The 19752-nt window shown below is 69.1% G+C and carries 18 protein-coding genes; 14 read left to right on the top strand and 4 right to left on the bottom strand.

From position 1 onward, the window contains the following. The 8 genes from TN53_RS37835 to TN53_RS37800 form a co-directional block, all read left to right on the top strand. Positions 1–318 (top strand): DNA-directed RNA polymerase subunit alpha C-terminal domain-containing protein (locus TN53_RS37835; RefSeq protein ID WP_030173928.1); only part of this gene is annotated, 318 nt, incomplete at its 5' end. Between the two features lie 82 nt (positions 319–400). After that, on the top strand, positions 401–910 hold the full coding sequence (gene rplQ / locus TN53_RS37830; RefSeq protein WP_046263374.1) for a 50S ribosomal protein L17: 510 nt from the start codon (positions 401–403) through the stop codon (positions 908–910). 140 nt (positions 911–1050) lie between these two features. Next, positions 1051–1914 (top strand): tRNA pseudouridine(38-40) synthase TruA, encoded by an 864-nt coding sequence (gene truA, locus TN53_RS37825; RefSeq protein ID WP_046263373.1) that lies wholly within the window; start codon positions 1051–1053, stop codon positions 1912–1914. A gap of 383 nt (positions 1915–2297) precedes the next feature. Continuing rightward, complete coding sequence (locus tag TN53_RS37820) at positions 2298–3713, top strand: glycosyltransferase family 2 protein (RefSeq protein ID WP_046263372.1); 1416 nt, start codon at positions 2298–2300, stop codon at positions 3711–3713. Further along, on the top strand, positions 3713–4726 hold the full coding sequence (locus tag TN53_RS37815) for a glycoside hydrolase family 26 protein (protein WP_046263371.1): 1014 nt from the start codon (positions 3713–3715) through the stop codon (positions 4724–4726). Before TN53_RS37820 ends, TN53_RS37815 begins: the two co-directional genes overlap by 1 nt. Further along, positions 4726–6540, top strand: coding sequence for an ArnT family glycosyltransferase (locus TN53_RS37810; RefSeq protein ID WP_046263370.1), 1815 nt, complete (start codon positions 4726–4728; stop codon positions 6538–6540). Before TN53_RS37815 ends, TN53_RS37810 begins: the two co-directional genes overlap by 1 nt. Positions 6541–6596: 56 nt before the next feature. Beyond that, entirely contained in the window at positions 6597–7913 is a 1317-nt protein-coding gene (locus TN53_RS37805; protein WP_046263369.1) for a UDP-glucose dehydrogenase family protein, read from the top strand. Between the two features lie 18 nt (positions 7914–7931). After that, on the top strand, positions 7932–8693 hold the full coding sequence (locus TN53_RS37800; protein ID WP_046263368.1) for a polyprenol monophosphomannose synthase: 762 nt from the start codon (positions 7932–7934) through the stop codon (positions 8691–8693). Positions 8694–8738: 45 nt separating this feature from the next. On the opposite strand, the gene TN53_RS37795 is transcribed toward TN53_RS37800, so the two are convergent. Continuing rightward, entirely contained in the window at positions 8739–9617 is an 879-nt protein-coding gene (locus tag TN53_RS37795; protein WP_046263376.1) for a hypothetical protein, read from the bottom strand. 261 nt (positions 9618–9878) lie between these two features. On the opposite strand from TN53_RS37795, the gene rplM reads away from it, so the two are divergent. The 3 genes from rplM to glmM all read left to right on the top strand — a co-directional run bounded on the left by rplM (position 9879) and on the right by glmM (position 12429). Continuing rightward, complete coding sequence (gene rplM, locus TN53_RS37790; RefSeq protein ID WP_045559465.1) at positions 9879–10322, top strand: 50S ribosomal protein L13; 444 nt, start codon at positions 9879–9881, stop codon at positions 10320–10322. A gap of 41 nt (positions 10323–10363) precedes the next feature. Further along, the gene (gene rpsI, locus TN53_RS37785) at positions 10364–10891 is read left to right on the top strand and encodes a 30S ribosomal protein S9 (protein ID WP_046263367.1); all 528 of its coding nucleotides are present in this window, start codon (positions 10364–10366) and stop codon (positions 10889–10891) included. 179 nt (positions 10892–11070) lie between these two features. After that, positions 11071–12429 carry a phosphoglucosamine mutase gene (gene glmM, locus TN53_RS37780; protein WP_046263366.1) on the top strand — a complete coding sequence of 453 codons (1359 nt, stop codon included), beginning with the start codon at positions 11071–11073 and terminating at the stop codon, positions 12427–12429. A gap of 81 nt (positions 12430–12510) precedes the next feature. Here the strand turns inward: glmM and TN53_RS37775 are convergent, their stop codons facing one another. Together TN53_RS37775 and coaA are read right to left on the bottom strand one after the other, a co-directional pair. Further along, positions 12511–13431, bottom strand: coding sequence for a DUF389 domain-containing protein (locus tag TN53_RS37775; protein ID WP_046263365.1), 921 nt, complete (start codon positions 13429–13431; stop codon positions 12511–12513). A gap of 38 nt (positions 13432–13469) precedes the next feature. Continuing rightward, positions 13470–14438 (bottom strand): type I pantothenate kinase, encoded by a 969-nt coding sequence (gene coaA, locus TN53_RS37770; RefSeq protein ID WP_046263364.1) that lies wholly within the window; start codon positions 14436–14438, stop codon positions 13470–13472. Positions 14439–14626: 188 nt separating this feature from the next. Between coaA and glmS the strand changes: the two genes are divergently transcribed. Both glmS and TN53_RS37760 read left to right on the top strand, forming a co-directional pair. Beyond that, a complete protein-coding gene (glmS, locus tag TN53_RS37765) occupies positions 14627–16474 on the top strand; it encodes a glutamine--fructose-6-phosphate transaminase (isomerizing) (protein ID WP_046263363.1) in 1848 nt (615 codons plus the stop codon). A 170-nt stretch (positions 16475–16644) separates the two neighbouring features. After that, on the top strand, positions 16645–17016 hold the full coding sequence (locus tag TN53_RS37760; protein ID WP_046263375.1) for a holo-ACP synthase: 372 nt from the start codon (positions 16645–16647) through the stop codon (positions 17014–17016). 188 nt (positions 17017–17204) lie between these two features. Here TN53_RS37760 and TN53_RS37755 read toward each other — a convergent pair whose 3' ends face one another. Next, positions 17205–18350 carry a hypothetical protein gene (locus TN53_RS37755; protein WP_046263362.1) on the bottom strand — a complete coding sequence of 382 codons (1146 nt, stop codon included), beginning with the start codon at positions 18348–18350 and terminating at the stop codon, positions 17205–17207. 134 nt (positions 18351–18484) lie between these two features. Here TN53_RS37755 and TN53_RS37750 point away from each other — a divergent pair. After that, positions 18485–19752 (top strand): NAD(P)H-hydrate epimerase (locus TN53_RS37750; protein WP_046263361.1); only part of this gene is annotated, 1268 nt, incomplete at its 3' end.

The raw sequence follows: 19752 nt of genomic DNA, 5'->3' as shown, positions 1-19752 counted from the left end.
CCGTCCCCCACGGACGCCGCCCTTGCCGCTGATCTGGCGCTGCCGATCGAGGAGCTGGAGCTCACCGTTCGGTCGTACAACTGCCTCAAGCGTGAGGGCATCCACTCCGTGGGTGAGCTCGTCGCCCGCTCCGAGGCCGACCTCCTGGACATTCGTAACTTCGGTGCGAAGTCCATCGACGAGGTCAAGGCGAAGCTGGCCGGCATGGGCCTGGCCCTCAAGGACAGCCCGCCCGGATTCGACCCGACCGCCGCCGCCGACGCCTTCGGTGCCGACGACGACGCGGACGCGGGTTTTGTGGAGACCGAGCAGTACTGATCGGTCGTTGCCGGTGAGCATCCGCTCACCGGGTTCCTGACCCCGGTACCTGATACGGCCGGGGCAGACCAAGGAGAAAGAAATGCCGAAGCCCACCAAGGGTGCCCGTCTGGGCGGCAGCGCCGCGCACGAGAAGCTCCTCCTCGCGAACCTCGCGAAGAGCCTCTTCGAGCACGGCCGTATCACCACCACCGAGGCGAAGGCGCGCAAGCTGCGCCCGTACGCCGAGCGTCTGGTCACCAAGGCGAAGAAGGGCGACCTTCACAACCGCCGTCAGGTGCTCCAGGTGATCACGGACAAGAGCATCGTCCACACGCTTTTCACCGAGATCGGCCCGCGCTACGAGAACCGTCCCGGTGGCTACACCCGCATCACCAAGATCGGTAACCGTCGTGGCGACAACGCGCCCATGGCTGTCATCGAGCTGGTCGAGGCGCTGACGGTCGCGCAGCAGGCGACGGGTGAGGCCGAGGCCGCCACCCAGCGTGCCGCGAAGGACGCCGAGGCTGCTCCGGTTGCCGAGGAGACCAAGGTCGACACGACCAAGGCCGACGAGGCGGAGGCTCCCGCCGAGGACGCCAAGGACGCCTAAGCGTCTGCCGGGTTCTGTTTGTTGGCGGCTGCGACTTCGTCGTGGTTGTTCGCGCAGTTCCCCGCGCCCCTGAAGGGCGTTTGCGGGCCCGTTCCTTTTCCAGGAGCGGGCCCGCTTTGTGTTCCTGAGAGGATCTCTGTGTGAGTGATGAAGTAGCGGCCGGGCATGTTCGTATTCGCCTTGACCTGTCCTACGACGGGACCGCGTTCTCCGGGTGGGCCAAGCAGGCCGGGGGGCGGCGGACCGTGCAGGGGGAGGTCGAGGACGCGCTGCGTACGGTGACCCGGTCCCAGGAGACGTACGAGCTGACCGTGGCGGGGCGGACCGATGCCGGGGTGCATGCGCGGGGGCAGGTCGTGCATGTCGATCTGCCTCGGGAGGTCTGGGGCGAGCATCACGAGAAGTTGCTGAAGCGGCTCGCCGGGCGGCTGTCGAAGGACGTACGGGTGTGGGCCCTGCGTGAGGCGCCCAGCGGCTTCAATGCCCGGTTCTCCGCTGTTTGGCGGCGGTATGCCTATCGCGTCACCGACAACCCCGGGGGTGTGGACCCGCTGCTGCGGAGCCATGTCCTGTGGCACGACTGGCCGCTCGACGTCGATGCGATGAACGAGGCCGCCGGGCGGCTCCTCGGGGAGCACGACTTCGCCGCCTACTGCAAGAAGCGGGAGGGCGCGACCACCATTCGTACGCTTCAGGAGCTGAGCCTGGTGCGAGGCGAGGACGGGATCATCACCGCCACGGTCCGGGCCGATGCCTTCTGCCACAACATGGTGCGCTCGCTGATCGGGGCGCTGCTGTTCGTGGGGGACGGGCACCGCGGGCCGGAGTGGCCGGGGAAGGTGCTGGCCGCGGGGGTCAGGGATTCCGCCGTGCATGTCGTACGGCCGCATGGGCTGACGCTCGAAGAAGTCGGCTATCCGGCCGACGAATTGCTGGCCGCGCGGAACAAGGAGGCGCGCAATCGGCGCTCGTTGCCCGGGTCGTCCCGTTGTGAAACCTGTTAGTTACCGCTCATTTCGCCGCAGATAGCGGACATGTCGCATCTTACCCGGCGTATGCCTCCACTCGACTCTTACGTCATCTACATAACTCGGATAATCTTTCGCAGCTCGGCCATTGGTTCGACAGGGGCGGCCGAGTACGGGTGGGGGTCGACGGGCCGGTGGGGCCCATGGGTGGTTTCTTTTTTATGAGTTCAGTGGGTCCGGTACGGACCGGGGGGCGTCGTAACGCGCGCCAGAACAGCGGGCGGCGTAGGGCTGGGCGTAGTGGGAGCGCTCCACTGGGGCTGCTGCCGCTGCCGCCGACGGACAAGGAGAAGTACTCCTATGCCCGGCGGAACCTGTGGATTCTGACGATCAGTTCGCTGATCAGCTTCTGCTGCCTGGTGGTCAGCCAGTTCGAGCTGGCGAAGTCCACGCCGGTGCTGTGGATCTACACACCGCTGCTGGTCTTCACGGTCATCTACTACCTGATATCGCTCCGGGTGAATGGTTTCACCAGGGACTTCGACATCGCGTACCACAAGCGGCTGGTCCACAACTGGCGGCCCGAGGTCTATCCCACGGTCGATGTGTTCCTGCCGGTGTGCGGTGAGCCCATCGAGGTGCTGCACAACACCTGGCGCCACGTCCGGGACATGGCCGACCACTATCCGGGCGTCTGCGTCCCGTTCGTCCTCGACGACGGCGCCGACCCCCAGCTGGAGGCGATGGCCCGGGACTTCGGGTTCCGCTACGGCACCCGCGAGAACCGCGGCTGGTTCAAGAAGGCCGGCAACCTGCACTTCGGGTTCGGGCAGTCCGACGGCAAGTACATCCTCATCCTGGACGCCGACTTCACCCCGCGCGCCGACCTGCTCCAAGAGCTGCTGCCGTACATGGAGTCCGACCCGGGCATCGGCATCGTCCAGTCCCCGCAGTACTTCCGGGTGCTGGACTCGCAGAACTGGATCGAGCGTGGCGCCGGCGCCGTGCAGGAGCTGTTCTACCGGTCCGTGCAGGTCTCCCGGCAGGGCAGCGACGGCGCGATCTGCGTCGGCTCCTGTGCCGTGTACCGGCGGGCCGCGCTGGAGACCAACGGCGGTACGACGCTGATCGAGCACTCCGAGGACGTGCACACCGGCTTCGACCTGCGGGGTCTGGGCTGGGACCTGCGTTATGTGCCGGTCGCCGTCTCCACCGGAGTGTGCCCGGACACCGCCGGCGCCTTCTTCAACCAGCAGTACCGCTGGTGCTCCGGATCGATGAGCCTGCTCGCCAGCAAGAAGTTCTGGGAGCGCAAGATCAAGCTCTCCAGCCGGCTGTGCTACATGTCCGGGTTCTTCTACTACATCCACACGGCGCTGTTCACCTTCGCCGCGCCGGTCATCCCCATCGTGCTGCTGGTGATGATGCCGGACAAGCTCCAGGTCGAGCATCTGCTCATGGTGGCGCCCAGCATCATCTACACCACGATCGTCTTCCCGATGTGGCACAAGGCGCCCTACCGGCTGGAGGCCTGGGCCGCCCGCATGATGTACGGCTGGGCGCACGTCTTCGCCATCTGGGACATCCTGCGCAAGAACCGCATGGGCTGGCAGCCCACCGGATCCTCCGGAGCCAAGAAGAACAAGACCCGCCGCTTCTGGATCGGCATGTGGGTCTGGAGCGGCGGCACCGCCCTGATCTGGGTGGTCGGCGCCGTGTACCGGACGTTCACCATGGACGCCCCGAACTTCGCCCTGATCCTGTCCTCCGGGCTCTTCTACGCCCTCGTGGTGGCCCGCGTGCTGGTCCAGCCGCGTGAGAAGGAGGCCGTCTGATGCAGCTTCGCACCCGCACGCGCACCGCACTGACCGCCGTCCTGCTCACCGCGCTGGCCCTCAGCGGCTGCTCTGTGCTCGACGACTCGAACAACGGCTCACCTGCCGGACAGGCAAAGGGGGATGCCGATCCGTCGCAGAGCGCGGAGTCGGACGTTCCCTACGACGTCGTTCCGCTGATCAAGCCGAGGAAGAAGTACTACGGGGCCGCCGTGGCGGGCGCGCCGACCTCCATGAAGGGCGTCGACGCGTACACCGAGATGACCGGCAAGCAGCCGAACCTCATCGAGTACTACGCCGCCTGGGGCGACGGCTTCGACGCCAGCGGTGTGCGCAAGGCGTGGAAGGAGGGCGCCATGACGCTGATGTCCTGGGAGCCCTTCGACACCAGCGTCGCGGACATCGCGGACGGCAAGTCGGACGCGTACATCAAGAAGTACGCCACGGCCGTGCGGAAGCTGAATCTCCCCGTCGTGATCGACTTCGCCGACGAGTTCAACGGCCACTGGGAGAAGTGGGGGACCAAGCACACGACCCCCAAGCAGTACGTGGCCGCCTGGCGGCACATCCACCAGACCTTCATCGACGCCGGCGCCTCGAACGTGATCTGGGCCTGGTCGCCCAACATCATCAACCCGGTCAAGAGCGTCAAGCTCGAGCCGTACTACCCGGGCGACGCCTACGTCGACTGGGTCGGGCTGATCGGCTACTGGACGATCGACGACGACAACGCCTTCGACAGCGTCTTCGGTCCCACCATCGACCAGATCCGCACCTTCACCAAGAAGCCGATGCTCCTCCTGGAGACCGCGGCCATGGCGGGTGAGCGGCGACGGGCCGACATCCGCAACCTGTTCGCGGGCGTGGAGGCCGACGACAACTTGCTCGGCTTTATCTGGTTCAACCACAAGAAGCGTGCCGACTGGCGGTTGGAGGCGAGCCCGCTGGCACTGAAGGAGTTCAAGCAGCTGGCCGCGGACGACCGTTTCGGCTTCGACGTACGGAAGCCGTGATGACCTCCCGACACGATCACTACACGCCGCAGCCCTACGATCCGTACGCCGAGGACGAGGGCGGTTGGTTCAACTCCGACGGCCGGGCCTCGCAGCAGCAGTACCAGCAGCAGACGCACGGTTACGACAACGCGCAGTACCCGTACCAGGAGCAGCAGCCACAACAGCCGTACCAGGCCGGCATCCCCGAGCAGCCGCAGAGCGGCTACGACGACCAGCCGACGTACGCCCTGCGCACGGTCGAGTACCAGCAGGTGCCGGACGACGAGCCCGGATACCACATCCCCGAGACGCCGGACGCGGGCTGGGACGACACCCCGAGCAAGCGGCGGGCGTGGGTCAGCCGCGGTGTCCTGCTGGTCATCCTGCTGATCCAGACGGTGCTGTCGCTGCGGCTGACCAACACCGCCTTCCAGGACGAGGCCCTCTACCTGGCGGCGGGCCACAACATCATCGACCACTGGATGAACGGCACCCCGCTGCACAGCGGGTACGAGTCGTACTTCTCCGGGTCGCCGATCCTCTATCCGGTCGCCGCGGCCGTCGTCGACGGCTGGTTCGGGCTCTCCGGCGCCCGGGCGCTGAGCCTGCTGTGCATGCTGGGCGCGACCGCGCTGCTGTACTCCTTCAGCCGGCGCATGTTCAACGAGCGGGTGGCGCTGGTCGCCGCCGCGCTCTTCGCGGTCACGCAGCCGACCATCGTGCTCGGCTGGTTCGCCACCTACGACGCTCCGGCGATCTTCCTGCTGGCCCTGGCCACCTGGATCGTCGTCCGCACCAACCGGGCGCCCGCGGCCCTTGTGCTGCTCGCGGCTCCGGTGATCGTCCTGGCGGTCGCGGTGAAGTACGCGTCCGCGCTGTACCTGCCCACCCTCGTAGTGCTCGCCGCGCTCACGGCCTGGCACCACAAGGGCTGGCGTTGTCTGCTACGCGCGTTCCTGCTCGGCCTCGGTACGGCCGCGCTGGCCGGTGTCGGCCTGATGTACACCGATGTGCTCGCCGGTGTGAAGGCGACCACCACCAACCGTGCCCACGGCACCGAGACCGCGATGTCCCTGGTGGCGAAGTCGGTGGAGTGGGGCGGGCTGATGTTCGCCGCCGCCGTCGCCGGCGCCGTCGCCTACGCGCTGCGCGGCCGGATGAACGAGTCCCCGCGCTCGCACGGCCTGGGCGGACCGGGCTGGCGCTGGCGTGCCCTGCTGGGCCTGGTGCTGGCCGGCACCGCGCTGCTGGCTCCGGCGTACCAGATCCATCTCAGCACCTCGGTCTCGCTCTACAAGCACCTCGACTTCGGGCTGCTCTTCGCCGCCCCGATAGCCGGCGTCGGTGTGATCCGGCTGGTCGGCAAGCACTTCCGCTATCCGCAGCTGGGCATCCTGATCTGGGTCACCGCGCTGTGCCTCGGCGTCTCGCAGTCCGAGTGGCGGTTCGGGCTGTGGCCCGACTCCACGCCGCTCGTCAAGGCCATCGAGCCGTACATGAAGCCCAAGGCCAAGTACCTCGGCGCCACCTACGAGGTGCCCGTCTACTACCTGCGGGACAAGACCAACCACGACCAGTGGACGTCGACGTACGGCATCGGCTACTCGGACAAGAAGGGCAAGATCCACCACGGCAGGGAGGGGTACCGGCTCGCCATCGAGGCCGGCTACTTCGATCTGATCGTGCTGGACGGCGTCGCGACGCCGGACCTCGACAAGTACCTGGCGCAGCAGGTGACCAAGAGCGGGCACTACCGCCTGGTCGGCAAGATCCCGTTCAAGCTCAGCTCGGGCGGCACCGGCCAGTACCAGATCTGGACGAAGACGTCCTGAGCCGGTCGCTCACCTCTGTTCTTCTTCACCCCTGTATTCACGAAAGGCCGTAAACCATGCGGCTCACCGTCATCGGCACCGGCTACCTCGGTGCCACCCACGCCGCCTGCATGGCGGAGCTCGGTCATGAGGTGGTCGGCGTCGACGTCGACCCGGACAAGATCGCCGCGCTGCGGGCCGGCCAGGTGCCGTTCCACGAGCCCGGGCTGCCCGAGCTGATCCGGAAGCACACGGCGACCGGGCGACTGAGGTTCACCACCGACTACACGGAGGCCGGGGCCTTCGGCGAGGTGCACTTCGTGTGTGTCGGCACCCCGCAGCGCAAGGGCTCCGAGGGCGCCGACCTCACCTATGTCGACGCTGCTTTCGCGGCGATCGCCGAGCACGCGGCCGAGGACTCGCTGCTGGTCGGCAAGTCGACCGTGCCGGTGGGCACGGCGGAGCGGCTCGCCGGGACGCTGGGCGTCGAGGTCGCGTGGAACCCGGAGTTCCTGCGGGAGGGCTTCGCCGTCCAGGACACGCTGCGGCCCGACCGGCTGGTCATCGGTGTCCGATCCGCACATGCGGAAACGATCCTCCGCAAGGTGTACGAGCCTGTGCTGGAGGCCGGCACCCCGCTGGTCACCGCCGACTTCCCGACCGCCGAACTGGTCAAGACGGCCGCCAACGCCTTCCTCGCCACCAAGATCTCCTTCATCAACGCGATGGCCGAGCTCTGTGAGGCGGCGGGCGGCGACGTCGGCGTCCTCGCCGAGGCGATCGGCCACGACGACCGGATCGGGAAGAAGTTCCTGCGGGCCGGCGTCGGCTTCGGCGGTGGCTGTCTGCCCAAGGACATCCGCGCCTTCGCGCACCGTGCCGACGAGCTGGGGGTCTCGCTGGCGTTCCTGCGCGAGGTGGACGCGATCAACATGCGCCGCCGCGACAAGGTTGTCGAGCTGGCGCGGGAGCTGTGCGGAGGTGCGGTGCTGGGGGCCCGTATCGCCGTACTGGGCGCGGCGTTCAAGCCGGACTCGGACGACATCCGGGACTCGCCCGCGCTCAACGTGGCCGCCCGTCTGCGCCTGGACGGCGCCGACGTCACGGTTTACGACCCCGAGGCGCTGGACAACGCCCGCAAGGCGTTCCCGCTCCTCGGATACGCGATGTCGGCCGAGGAGGCGCTCAGGGGAGCCGACCTCGTGCTGCATCTGACCGAGTGGCCGCAGTTCCGGGAGATCGACCCGGAACGGGCCGCGTCGCTGGTGGCCCGTCCGCTGATCGTGGACGGCCGGGGGGCGCTCGACGGGGACCGCTGGTCCGCGGCGGGCTGGCACTTCCGTGCGCTGGGCAGACCCGCGCCGGTTGAGGAGAGGCCCCTTCAGGGCCTCTAGGGGAGGGAACGGAAAGACATGACGGCCAACGACAGACACGCCGGCGTACCGGTCACCATCGTGATGCCGACGTACAACGAGGCGGCGAACCTGCCCAGGATGGCCGAGCTCGTCCTCGGTCTGCCGATCGACGGGCTGCATCTGAAGATCGTCGACGACTCCAGCCCCGACGGCACCGGGCGGATCGCCGAGGAACTCGCCGAGAAGTACAACTGGGACGGGCACCGCCGGATGAGCGTGCTGCACCGGACCGAGAAGGACGGGCTCGGGCGCGCCTACGTCGCGGGCATGACCGCCGCACTGGACGAGGGTGCCGCCTACGTCGTCCAGATGGACGCCGACGGCAGCCACCCCGTGGAAGCGGTCCCACGCATGCTCGGCACGGCCGTGGCCTCCGGCGTCGGCCTGGTCGTCGGCAGCCGGTACGTCGAGGGCGGCTCGCTGGACGAGGAGTGGGGCAGGCACCGCGTCCTGCTGTCCCGCTTCGCCAACCGCTACGCCCGGACCGTGCTCGGCACGAAGATCCGGGACATCACGGCCGGCTTCAACCTGTGGTCGGCCGCCACGCTGCGTGACGTGGATCTCGCGACCCTGGACAGCGCCGGCTACAGCTTCCAGGTCGAGCTGAAGTTCAAGGCCGTCCGGGCCGGGCACAGCGCCGTCGAGATCCCGATCCGCTTCGAGGAGCGCACCGAAGGCGTCTCCAAGATGAACCTCTCGACGCAGATCGAGTCGGCGCTGGTGCCGCTGCGGCTGCGCATGCGCAACCGGCGGAGCTGAACCGGGATCCGCCGGCCCCCGGGGGCCGGCGGATCGACGCGCTCGCTACTCGTCGGCGGCGGCCGACGCCTGGGCCTCGCCGCGGCGGCGGATCTGGCGGAAGGTGAACTCGGCCAGGTCGTCGCCGGTGGAGAAGACCTGGGTGCTCTTCTCCGTGACGTTCTTGCCGTTGGTGAAGCCGGCGGTCGTGAAGTAGGCGTAACGGCCGTAGGAGTTGGTCGTCGTACGGCAGACCGCGGAGTCGCAGAAGGACTTCACACCGCTGCCGGACAGGGACCGCACGACGCTCTTGTCGTCGGCCTGGGTCTTGACCTTGGTCGCCTGTGCCTCGGTGTCGAAGACGGCCACGCCGACTGTCACCGCGACGCCGTCCTTGACGTACGTCACCCGCATCAGCCGTGTGCAGTCGTTGGCCTTGAAGATCTTCGGCAGGGTGCCCTGGGCTACCGAGGCGCAGTTCTTGGTGTCGGCCGTCGGGCCCTTCTTGTAGACCGTCTCGCCCATGGTCAGCTGCGTGCCCGGGAAGAGGATGTCCGCGCCGATCGGGGCGGTGTCCTTGCTCTTGCTGGAGACGAACTCCTTCGGGTCCAGCGGCGGCGGGGCGCTGGTCGGCGCGAAGGACGGGGCCGTGGCGGACTGGCTCGGGATGTCCGCGGTCGCCGGCAGCGAGGATGCGGTGGACGCCTCACTGTCCCCGTTCGCCGACACCACGGCCACGGCCACGGCGGTGCCTATCGCCACGGTGGCGAGGGCGCCACCGCCGATGAAAAGCAGCCTGCGGCGTTTGTTACGGGTCTCCGACGCCTCGGCGAGCGCGGCCCAGTCCGGGGTCGGGCCGTCGCTGCTGCCGTCCCACGGCTGCTGGGAATTCGGTTTCCAGGGATCCCACTGGGACGGGGGTCCCCCCTGCTGCCCAAAGCTCATGGGGCGCATCTTAGACGGGGGGCGGGAGGGGACGATGCGCGTACTCGTTTTGACCCGTCCGGGGCAGCGCGAGTAGTCTTGCCGCTTGTTATGCGTATTGGCCTGGTCGCTCTCAGGCGAGAGGCCCTTACGTAGGTTCCCTGGAGCAGTTACCAGTGGGCGGCATACGGGCAACGTTCCCGGCACTGTCGTCCCCAGCTGCACGATCGCTTCAGTGATGCCATGTGTCAGCACCCATCCACTGAAGAAGAAGGCTGCGAAGTGCGTACGTACAGCCCCAAGCCCGGCGATGTGACTCGCCAGTGGCACGTCATTGACGCTCAGGACATCGTCCTGGGCCGTCTGGCTACCACTGCCGCGAACCTCCTCCGTGGCAAGCACAAGCCGACCTATGCCCCGCACATGGACATGGGCGACTTCGTCATCATCATCAACGCCGACAAGGTTCACCTGTCCGGCAACAAGAAGACCCAGAAGCTGGCGTACCGCCACTCCGGGTACCCGGGTGGTCTGCGCTCCGTCCGTTACGACGAGCTGCTGGCGAAGAACCCCGAGAAGGCCGTCGAGAAGGCCATCAAGGGCATGATCCCCAAGAACACCCTGGGCCGTCAGATGCTCTCGAAGCTGAAGGTCTACTCGGGCGACCAGCACCCCCACGCTGCCCAGCAGCCGGTGCCGTTCGAGATCACCCAGGTCGCGCAGTAGTTCCGGCCACACCCCTAAACAGAAAAGATCTGAGGAGAACCGTGGCCGAGACCACCGTTGAGCAGCCGGTCGAAGAGACCGAGACCGAGCTCGTCGACATGGAGAGCTACACCACCGAGTCCGAGGTCCCCGTCGAGGGCGAGTACACCTCGGAGTCCCTCGCCGGCCGCTTCGGCGACCCGCAGCCGGCCGCCGGCCTGGGCCGTCGCAAGAACGCCATCGCCCGCGTCCGGATCGTCCCGGGCACCGGCAAGTGGAAGATCAACGGGCGCACCCTTGAGGACTACTTCCCCAACAAGGTGCACCAGCAGGAAGTCAACGAGCCCTTCAAGGTGCTCGAGCTCGACGGCCGCTACGACGTCATCGCCCGCATCGCGGGTGGCGGTGTCTCCGGCCAGGCCGGCGCCCTGCGCCTCGGCGTGGCCCGCGCGCTGAACGAGGCCGACGTGGACAACAACCGCGGCGCCCTCAAGAAGGCCGGCTTCCTCCGCCGCGACGACCGTGCGGTCGAGCGAAAGAAGGCCGGTCTCAAGAAGGCCCGCAAGGCCCCGCAGTACAGCAAGCGTTAAGCTTCGCTGCCTGCAGCTCGTACTCGCACGTCAGCAGTACGTCCGAACGCCCCGGCGGCACGCCACAGTGCCGCCGGGGCGTTCGTTTATCACAGCCTTAGGCGTATAACGGCACAAGACGTTCTAAGGCTTGTGCGATCGGATGATCTCCGAATGGCAGCGCTCTTTCAGGAGGACAAGTGGGACGACTCTTCGGCACGGACGGCGTGCGCGGCGTCGCCAACGCGGACCTGACGGCCGAGATGGCCCTGGGTCTGTCGGTAGCGGCGGCCCACGTACTGGCCGAGGCGGGTACCTTCGAGGGCCACCGGGCGACGGCGGTGGTCGGACGGGATCCGCGCGCGTCCGGGGAGTTCCTGGAGGCCGCCGTGGTCGCGGGCCTCGCGAGCGCGGGTGTCGACGTCCTGCGGGTCGGCGTGCTGCCGACACCGGCCGTGGCGTATCTCACCGGCGCCCTCGGTGCCGACCTCGGCGTCATGCTGTCCGCCAGCCACAACGCCATGCCCGACAACGGCATCAAGTTCCTCGCCCGCGGCGGGCACAAGCTCGACGACGAGCTGGAGGAGCGGATCGAATCGGTCTACGAGTCCCACCGGCACGGCGAGCCCTGGGACCGGCCGACGGGTGCGGGCGTGGGGCGCGTCCGTGAGTACCTGGAGGGCTTCGACCAGTACGTCGCCCATCTCATCGGCGTCCTCCCGAACCGGCTCGAAGGCCTGAAGATCGTCCTCGACGAGGCGCACGGTGCCGCCGCGCGGGTCTCGCCGGAGGCGTTCACGCGGGCCGGGGCCGAAGTGATCACGATCGGTGCGTCGCCGGACGGGCTCAACATCAACGACGGGTGCGGCTCGACCCACCTCGGTCTGCTGAAGGCCGCCGTCGTGGAGCACGGGGCCGACTTCGGCATCGCGCACGACGGGGACGCCGACCGCTGCCTCGCCGTGGACCACACCGGTGACGAGGTGGACGGCGACCAGATCATGGCCGTCATCGCGCTGGCGATGCGGGAACGCTCCGCGCTTCGGGCGGACACCGTCGTCGCGACCGTCATGTCGAACCTCGGGTTCAAGCTGGCGATGGAGCGCGAGGGGATTCGCCTCATCCAGACGGCGGTGGGCGACCGGTATGTGCTGGAGGCGATGAAGGAGCACGGGTACGCGCTCGGTGGCGAGCAGTCCGGGCACGTCATCATTCTGGATCACGCCACGACCGGTGACGGGACGCTGACGGGGCTCATGCTCGCGGCTCGGGTCGCGGCCACCGGGCGGTCGTTGCGGGAGCTCGCGTCGGTGATGGAGCGGCTGCCCCAGGTGCTCATCAATGTGCCGGACGTGGATCGGGCGCGGGTGGGGACCTCGGGTGAGCTGGCCGCGGCGGTTGCCGAGGCGGAGCGGGAACTCGGTGAGACTGGGCGGGTGTTGTTGCGGCCGTCCGGGACCGAGCCGCTTGTGCGGGTGATGGTCGAGGCCGCGGATATTGATCAGGCTCGGTCGGTGGCTGGGCGGTTGGCCGATGCGGTGAAGTCGGCGCTCGGCTAGGACGCCGGGTTCGGGGTGGGGGGTTCTGTGCGTGGCGGGCTTTCGCGTTCGTCGTGGCTGGTCGCGCAGTTCCCCGCGCCCCTAGGTGGGTTTGCGCCAGAGCCACTTCTGGAAGAGCAGGGTGGTTGTGCCTGCCAGGACGATGCCCAGGAGGTTCAGCAGGAGCTGCTCCGTTGAACCCCAGGCCTGCTTGTACTCGTTGAAGCTGAAGGCGACGGCGGCGTTCGCGGCCGCCGGGACTGTGGTCACCGAGATCGCGACGCCGACCAGGGCGCCGGACTTGGCCGAGGTCAGGGACAGGGTGCCCGCGCAGCCGGCGAGGACGGCCACGACGAAGGAGAACCAGTCGGGCCGGTAGATGAAGTTGGTGTTGGGGCGCGTGGCATCCAACTGCTCGGCGCTGAAGAGGCTCACGGAGTCCATGAAGTAGCTGAAGCCGACCGTCACCAGCATGGCCACCGCGAAGCCCACCAGCAGCGCGATCAGTGAGCGCAGCGCCAGCTTGGGGTGGCGTTGGACGATCGCCGTGCTGAACGCGGCCAGGGGGCCGAACTCCGGGCCCACCGCCATCGCGCCCACGATCAGGATGGCGTTGTCGAGGACCACACCGCAGGCGGCGATCATCGTGGCCAGCGTGATGAAGGCGATGTAGGTGATGGAGAGCGTCGACTCCTCATGCGTCGCGTCCGCCAGGTGCTCCCACAGGACCGCGTCCGCGCCCTCGCCCGGTGCCTCCTCCTCGGCCTTGTCGGCGCGCTTGGAGAGCGACAGGTCGATGTTCTCGACGGCGATGGAGCCGGTCTCGTCGAGGCCCGACTGGCGTAGTGCGCCGATGAGTTCGTCGCCGGCCTCGCGGGCGACGTCGCACATCACGACGTCCCCGGCGGGGTTGCGGGCGGCGCCCGGCAGCACGACCAGGTGCGTGGTGCCGACCGTCTTCTCGATCAGCCGGACCACGCCGTCGGTCTTCTCGGCCGGGGTGATCAGGCGCAGATGCAGCATGACGCCTTTCTAACAGGCCACAGGCCCGGCCGGGGAGTTCACAGCTTGCGCAGACGCAGGCGTTGGACCTTGTGGTCGGGGCCCTTGCGGACGACGAGTGTGGCGCGACCGCGGGTGGGGGCGATGTTCTCGATCAGATTGGGCTTGTTGATGGTGCGCCACTGGGTGCGGGCGTAGTCGAGGGCCTCCTCCTCCGACACCTGCGTCCACTTGCGGAAGTAGGAGTCGGGGTTCTGGAAGGCCGTCTGCCGCAGCTTCTTGAAGCGGTTGAGGTACCAGCGCTCGACGTCCTCGGGGCCGGCGTCGATGTACACACTGAAGTCGAAGTAGTCGGCGAGGCCGACGCGGGTGCGGCCGTCCTTGCCGGGGAGGGCGGGCTGCAGGACGTTGAGACCCTCGACGATCAGGATGTCCGGGCGGCGCACGACGAGCTTCTCGCCGGGGACGATGTCGTAGATGAGGTGGGAGTAGACGGGGGCCGTCACCTCGTCCTTGCCCGCCTTGATGTCGGCGACGAAACGGGTCAGCGCCCGCCGGTCGTACGACTCGGGGAACCCCTTCCTCGACATCAGACCGCGGGCCTGCAACTCCTTGGTCGGCAGCAGGAAGCCGTCCGTCGTCACGCGCTCCACGCGCGGGTGCTCGGGCCAGCGGGAGAGCAGGGCCTGCAGGAGTCGGGCGACCGTGGACTTGCCGCCGGCCACCGAGCCCGCGACCCCTATGACGAAGGGGGTCCCGGACTGGGCGCCCTGTTCGCCGAGGAAGGTGTTCAGCGCCCCTCTGAGGCCGTCCGTGGCGCCGATGTAGAGATTGAGGAGCCGTGACAGCGGCAGATAGATGTCGCGCACCTCGTCGAGGTCGATGACATCGCCCAGACCGCGCAGTTTCTCGACCTCCTCGGCGGTGAGCGGCAGCGGCGTCTTGTGACGCAGCGCGCTCCACTCGGCACGGGTGAGGTCGACGTAGGGAGTCGCCTCCGGCTTGTGCCGGTGGGCGCTCCGGGGCATCGAGGAGACCGGAGAGATCACAGTCCATTGTTAACGGAGTTTGAACGCGATGGCGGGTGGGGTCCGTCACGCGGCGGTCCCCCGGAGAGCGGCGGGGGGCTCTTAGGCCGTGGAGATTTCCGATTTCGGGCAGGCGGAGGCCGGTTCGGACGCTGTTCGGGCGAGGTTTCGCCTTTAGGCTGCGGCGCATGTGCGGAATCGTGGGTTACGTGGGGTCGCAGTCGGCACTCGAAGTCGTGATGGCCGGGCTGAAACGGCTGGAGTACCGGGGGTACGACTCGGCGGGCGTCGCCGTGCTGGCGGACGGGGGGCTGGCGGCCGCGAAGAAGGCGGGCAAGCTCGTCAATCTCGAGAAGGAACTGGTGGACCGGCCCCTGCCCACGGGCGGGACGGGCATCGGCCACACCCGGTGGGCCACACACGGCGGCCCGACGGACACGAACGCGCATCCCCATCTGGACAACGCGGGCCGGGTCTCGGTCGTCCACAACGGGATCATCGAGAACTTCGCCGCGCTGCGTGCCGAGCTGGCGGAGCGCGGGCATCTGCTGTCGTCCGAGACGGACACGGAGGCCGTCGCGCATCTCCTGGCGGAGGAGTTCTCCGTGACGGGCCACCTCGCGGAGGCGATGCGGCTGGTGTGCCGGCGGCTGGACGGCGCGTTCACCCTGGTCGCGGTGCACGCGGACGAGCCGGACGTGGTGGTGGGGGCGCGGCGCAACTCGCCGTTGGTGGTGGGCGTGGGGGAGGGGGAGGCATTCCTGGCCTCCGATGTCGCCGCGTTCATCGCCCACACGCGCTCCGCGATCGAGCTGGGCCAGGACCAGGTGGTGGAGGTGCGCCGGGACGGGGTGACGGTGACGGGCTTCGACGGCCGTCCGGCGGAGGGCAGGTCGTACCACGTGGACTGGGACGCGTCCGCCGCGGAGAAGGGCGGCTACGACTACTTCATGCTCAAGGAGATCGCCGAGCAGCCGAAGGCGGTCGCGGACACCCTCCTGGGCCGTATCGACGCGGCCGGTTCCCTCACGCTGGACGAGGTGCGGATCAGCGCGTCCGAGCTGCGCGAGGTGGACAAGGTGGTGATCGTGGCGTGCGGTACGGCCTTCCACGCGGGGCTGATCGCCAAGTACGCCATCGAGCACTGGACCCGGATCCCCTGCGAGGTGGAGCTGGCGAGCGAGTTCCGGTACCGGGACCCGATCCTGGGGGCACGGTCCCTGGTGATCGCCATCTCGCAGTCCGGGGAGACCATGGACACGCTGATGGCGCTGCGGCATGCGCGGGAGCAGGGCTCGAAGGTGCTGGCGATCTGCAACACCAACGGTTCCACGATCCCCCGTGAGTCGGACGCGGTGCTGTACACGCACGCGGGGCCGGAGGTGGCGGTCGCGTCGACGAAGGCGTTCCTGACGCAGTTGGTGGCGTGCTACCTGGTGGCCCTGTACCTGGGCCAGGTGCGGGGCACCAAGTGGGGCGACGAGATCTCCGACGTCGTCCGGGACCTGTCGCAGATCTCCGGCGAGGTGGAGCGGGTGCTGGAGACCATGGAGCCGGTACGCGCGCTGGCCAGGTCGTTGGCCTCGAAGAACACGGTCCTCTTCCTCGGGCGGCACGTGGGGTATCCGGTGGCGCTGGAGGGGGCGTTGAAGCTGAAGGAACTCGCGTACATGCACGCCGAGGGCTTCGCGGCGGGCGAGCTGAAGCACGGTCCGATCGCGCTGATCGAGGAGGACCTGCCCGTGGTGGTGGTCGTGCCGTCACCGCGAGGCCGGTCCGTGCTGCACGACAAGATCGTGTCCAACATCCAGGAGATCAGGGCCCGGGGTGCGCGGACGATCGTGATCGCGGAGGAGGGGGACGAGGCGGTGGTCCCGTACGCGGACCATCTGATCCGCATCCCGGCCACACCCACGTTGCTGCAGCCGCTGGTGGCGACGGTGCCGCTGCAGGTCTTCGCGTGCGAGCTGGCCACGGCCCGGGGCAACGAGGTGGACCAGCCCCGGAACCTGGCCAAGTCGGTGACGGTGGAGTAGGGGGCTCAGTGGGGGTGATCGGCAGATCTGTTCCGCCCTCAGATGGAGAAGCGCAGGTGGCTGGTGTCCCGTGTGGGACAGATCTGCCATTCACCCCGTCTGCCCTCGCCGCCGGTGGGGAGTACCACCGGCCCCCCCCCGCCTTCATGGGGCGCCGTAAGGTGCTGCGCATGAGCATCATCGGTGTCGGGATCGACGTGGCGGAGATCGAGCGGTTCGCGGCGTCGTTGGAGCGCACGCCCGGGATGGCGCGGCGGCTGTTTCTCGACAGTGAGTTGTGGCTGCCCAGCGGGGAGCGGCGGGGGGTCGCTTCGCTTGCCGCCCGGTTCGCCGCCAAGGAGGCTCTGGCCAAGGCGCTCGGGGCGCCTGCCGGGCTGCAGTGGACCGATGCCGAGGTGTATGTCGAGGACAGCGGGCAGCCGAGGCTGCGGGTCACCGGGACGGTGGCGGCGCGGGCCGCGCAACTCGGGGTGCGGTCCTGGCATGTGTCGCTCAGCCATGACGCGGGGGTGGCCTCCGCCGTGGTGGTGGCGGAGGGCTGAGCGCTCCGCGGGAAGTGCCGCGATGCGCCGTCGGCCGTCCGGGGCGCCGTCGTGGCTGGTCGCGCCCCGCGGCGGAGCCGCATATGGATACGGCCCCGCGCCCCTTCAGGGCGTTGCCGAACCGTAGAGGAATTCACCCGACCCGCTCAGGGCCCCAGGCGGAGTCCACCCGTCGAGACGGACCGCGGCTAGCAGATGGTCTGGGTGGTGTTGACGCGGGTGATGTTGCGGAACGTCGTGTTCGTGCCGCAAGGGCTCTCGCGGATCGACGAGTTCGTCACCGTGAGGTTCTGGACGGTGATGTTGTCGTTGTCGGGGAACTCCGAGCGGGCCGCGAGGCGCAGTTCGCCGCCGCCGGTGATCGTGCCGCTCTGCGCGGCGAGGCTGACGTTGTAGCAGTTCTCGATCAGGACCGAGTTGTTGCCGGTGTTCGTGAGCGTGACCCTGTCGATGACCGCCCCGCCGCTCTCCGAGACGCAGAAGACGCCCCTGCCGCCGCCCCGTGCGATCACCTCGCCGACGCGGATGTTGGTGGGGTACGAGCTCCCTACCCGGCCGTTGCGGTTGGCCATGCGGAAGGCGGCGTAACCCGTGCCGGTGCCGGCGTTCTCCGCGTCGACCTTGGTCACCGTCGCGTTGATCGTCTGGTTGAGGAGGAGCCCGGACTCGCCGACGTTGCGCGCGGTCACCGTGCCGATGGTCAGGCCGTCCACGCCGTAGGTCTCCACCGCGTGGCTCGACGCGCCGGACACGTACGCGTTGTCGATGCGGACGTTCCGCGTCCATTGCGAGGTGTCGCCGCGGTTGTCGATGCGTACGCCCAGGCCCGCCGACAGGCGCATGTCGAGCCGGCCGAGGGTCGCGTTCTGGACATTGCGCAGGAAGACGCCGTAGAGCGGGCTGCCGGTGAGGTTCAGGTGCTGGACCTCGATGTCGCGGGTGCCGCGGGAGTAGACGGGGGCCTGGTCGCCGCTGCCCGTGCCGGTGACGTCGATGGTGCCGCAGACGTCGAGGGTCGTGTAGCTGGGCAGGGAGATGCGGGAGCCGGCCGACATCGAGCCCGAGCCGCGTACGACGACCCGTTCCTTCGCCGTGCGGCCCGACGTCAGGCTGTTGACCGCTGCCTGGGCGGCGGCGCGGAGGTCCGTGCCGGTGTAGACCGTCGTGCCGCCGCGGCGGGCCGTCCAGGTGCCGCCGTTCAGTACGGCTTCGGCCTGGTAGGAGCCCTCGCCGCAGGCTGCGGCGGCGGCCTGGGGAGCGGTGGTGGCGGTGATGCCCGCGGTCATGAGGGCGGCGGCTGCGGTGCCGGCGATCAGTGCGGCTCTGCGTCCCATGGGGGGTCCGTCCTGTTGGTCGAATCAATTCGACTGAATCGATTCACGCTGGGGGGAGGGGGAGTTTGGCAAAGGCGCGGTAAAGCGTCAATGGCTGCGGCGAGGTACGTCACGCTCGGGGGAGACTCGGACCCATGCGTACTGCGTACAGCGTGGAGACGGTCAGGGCGGCCGAGCGGGAGCTCATGGCACGGCTGCCGGAGGGAGCCTTGATGCAGCGGGCGGCCGCCGGACTCGCCGCCGCCTGCGCGGACCTGCTGGGGCGGGTGTACGGCAGCCGGGTCGTGCTGCTGGTGGGCAGCGGTGACAACGGCGGGGACGCCCTGTTCGCCGGGGCCCGGCTCGCACGGCGGGGCGCCGGGGTCACCGCGGTGCTGCTCGCGCCGGAGCGGGCCCATGCCGCAGGGCTCACGGCGTTGCGGCGGGCGGGGGGCGCGGTGGTGGGCGTCGAAGGAGCCGAGGACCTGATCGCGCGGGCCGACCTCGTCCTCGACGGCATCGTCGGGATCGGCGGGAAGGGCGGACTGCGGCCGGACGCGGCCCGGCTCGCCTCGGTGGTCGAGGCGTCGCGCGCCGCTGTCGTCGCCGTCGACCTGCCCAGTGGCGTCGATGCCGACACGGCGGAGGTACGCGGGGCCGCGATCCGCGCCGACCTGACCGTCACCTTCGGCACGCACAAGCCGGGATTGCTGGTGGACCCGGCCCGGGAGTACGCCGGGTCCGTGCGGCTGGTGGACATCGGGCTGGCGCTGCCCCTCGACGCGGAGCTGGAGGCGTTGCAGCACGCGGATGTGGCCCGGCTGCTGCCGGTGCCGACGGGGGAGAGCGACAAGTACCGGCGAGGGGTCGTCGGGATCGCCGCCGGCTCCGCCCGGTACCCGGGCGCGGCCGTGCTCGCCGTGGCGGGCGCGCTGCGGGGCGGTGCGGGGGCCGTGCGGTACGTCGGTCCCGCCGGCGACGCCGTCATCGCCCGCTTTCCCGAGACGCTGGTGTCGGACCAGGGGCCGAAGCGGGCGGGGCGGGTCCAGGCGTGGGTCGTCGGACCCGGGGCGGGGGACGACGCGGCGAGCGTGGCGGAGGTGCTGGCCGCTGATGTGCCGGTGCTGGTCGACGCGGACGGGCTGCGGCTGGCGGACGTCGGTGCCGTGCGGGAGCGCCGCGCGCCGACTCTGATGACGCCGCATGCCGGGGAGGCGGCGGCGTTGCTGGGGGTGACGCGGGAGTCGGTCGAGGAGGCCCGGCTGGAGTCCGTACGGGAGTTGGCGGGGCGGTACGGGGCGACGGTGCTGCTCAAGGGGTCGACGACGTTGGTCGCGGACTCCGGGGGCGGGGCGGTGCGGGTGAACCCGACAGGGACCGCGTGGCTGGCCACGGCGGGGAGCGGGGACGTGCTGGCGGGGCT

Source organism: Streptomyces sp. WM6386 (assembly GCF_000972385.1).
GTDB lineage: Bacteria > Actinomycetota > Actinomycetes > Streptomycetales > Streptomycetaceae > Streptomyces.
This window is presented reverse-complemented; position numbering and strand designations above follow the sequence as displayed.

Coding starts and splice junctions, on each gene's coding strand:
- TN53_RS37755 (WP_046263362.1), bottom strand. CDS start 18,350: ATGGGACGCAGAGCCGCACTGATCGCCGGCACCGCAGCCGCCGCCCTC.
- coaA (WP_046263364.1), bottom strand. CDS start 14,438: ATGCCCCGGAGCGCCCACCGGCACAAGCCGGAGGCGACTCCCTACGTC.
- TN53_RS37760 (WP_046263375.1), top strand. CDS start 16,645: ATGAGCATCATCGGTGTCGGGATCGACGTGGCGGAGATCGAGCGGTTC.
- TN53_RS37795 (WP_046263376.1), bottom strand. CDS start 9,617: ATGAGCTTTGGGCAGCAGGGGGGACCCCCGTCCCAGTGGGATCCCTGG.
- TN53_RS37775 (WP_046263365.1), bottom strand. CDS start 13,431: ATGCTGCATCTGCGCCTGATCACCCCGGCCGAGAAGACCGACGGCGTG.
- TN53_RS37810 (WP_046263370.1), top strand. CDS start 4,726: ATGACCTCCCGACACGATCACTACACGCCGCAGCCCTACGATCCGTAC.
- glmS (WP_046263363.1), top strand. CDS start 14,627: ATGTGCGGAATCGTGGGTTACGTGGGGTCGCAGTCGGCACTCGAAGTC.
- rplQ (WP_046263374.1), top strand. CDS start 401: ATGCCGAAGCCCACCAAGGGTGCCCGTCTGGGCGGCAGCGCCGCGCAC.
- TN53_RS37805 (WP_046263369.1), top strand. CDS start 6,597: ATGCGGCTCACCGTCATCGGCACCGGCTACCTCGGTGCCACCCACGCC.
- TN53_RS37800 (WP_046263368.1), top strand. CDS start 7,932: ATGACGGCCAACGACAGACACGCCGGCGTACCGGTCACCATCGTGATG.
- TN53_RS37815 (WP_046263371.1), top strand. CDS start 3,713: ATGCAGCTTCGCACCCGCACGCGCACCGCACTGACCGCCGTCCTGCTC.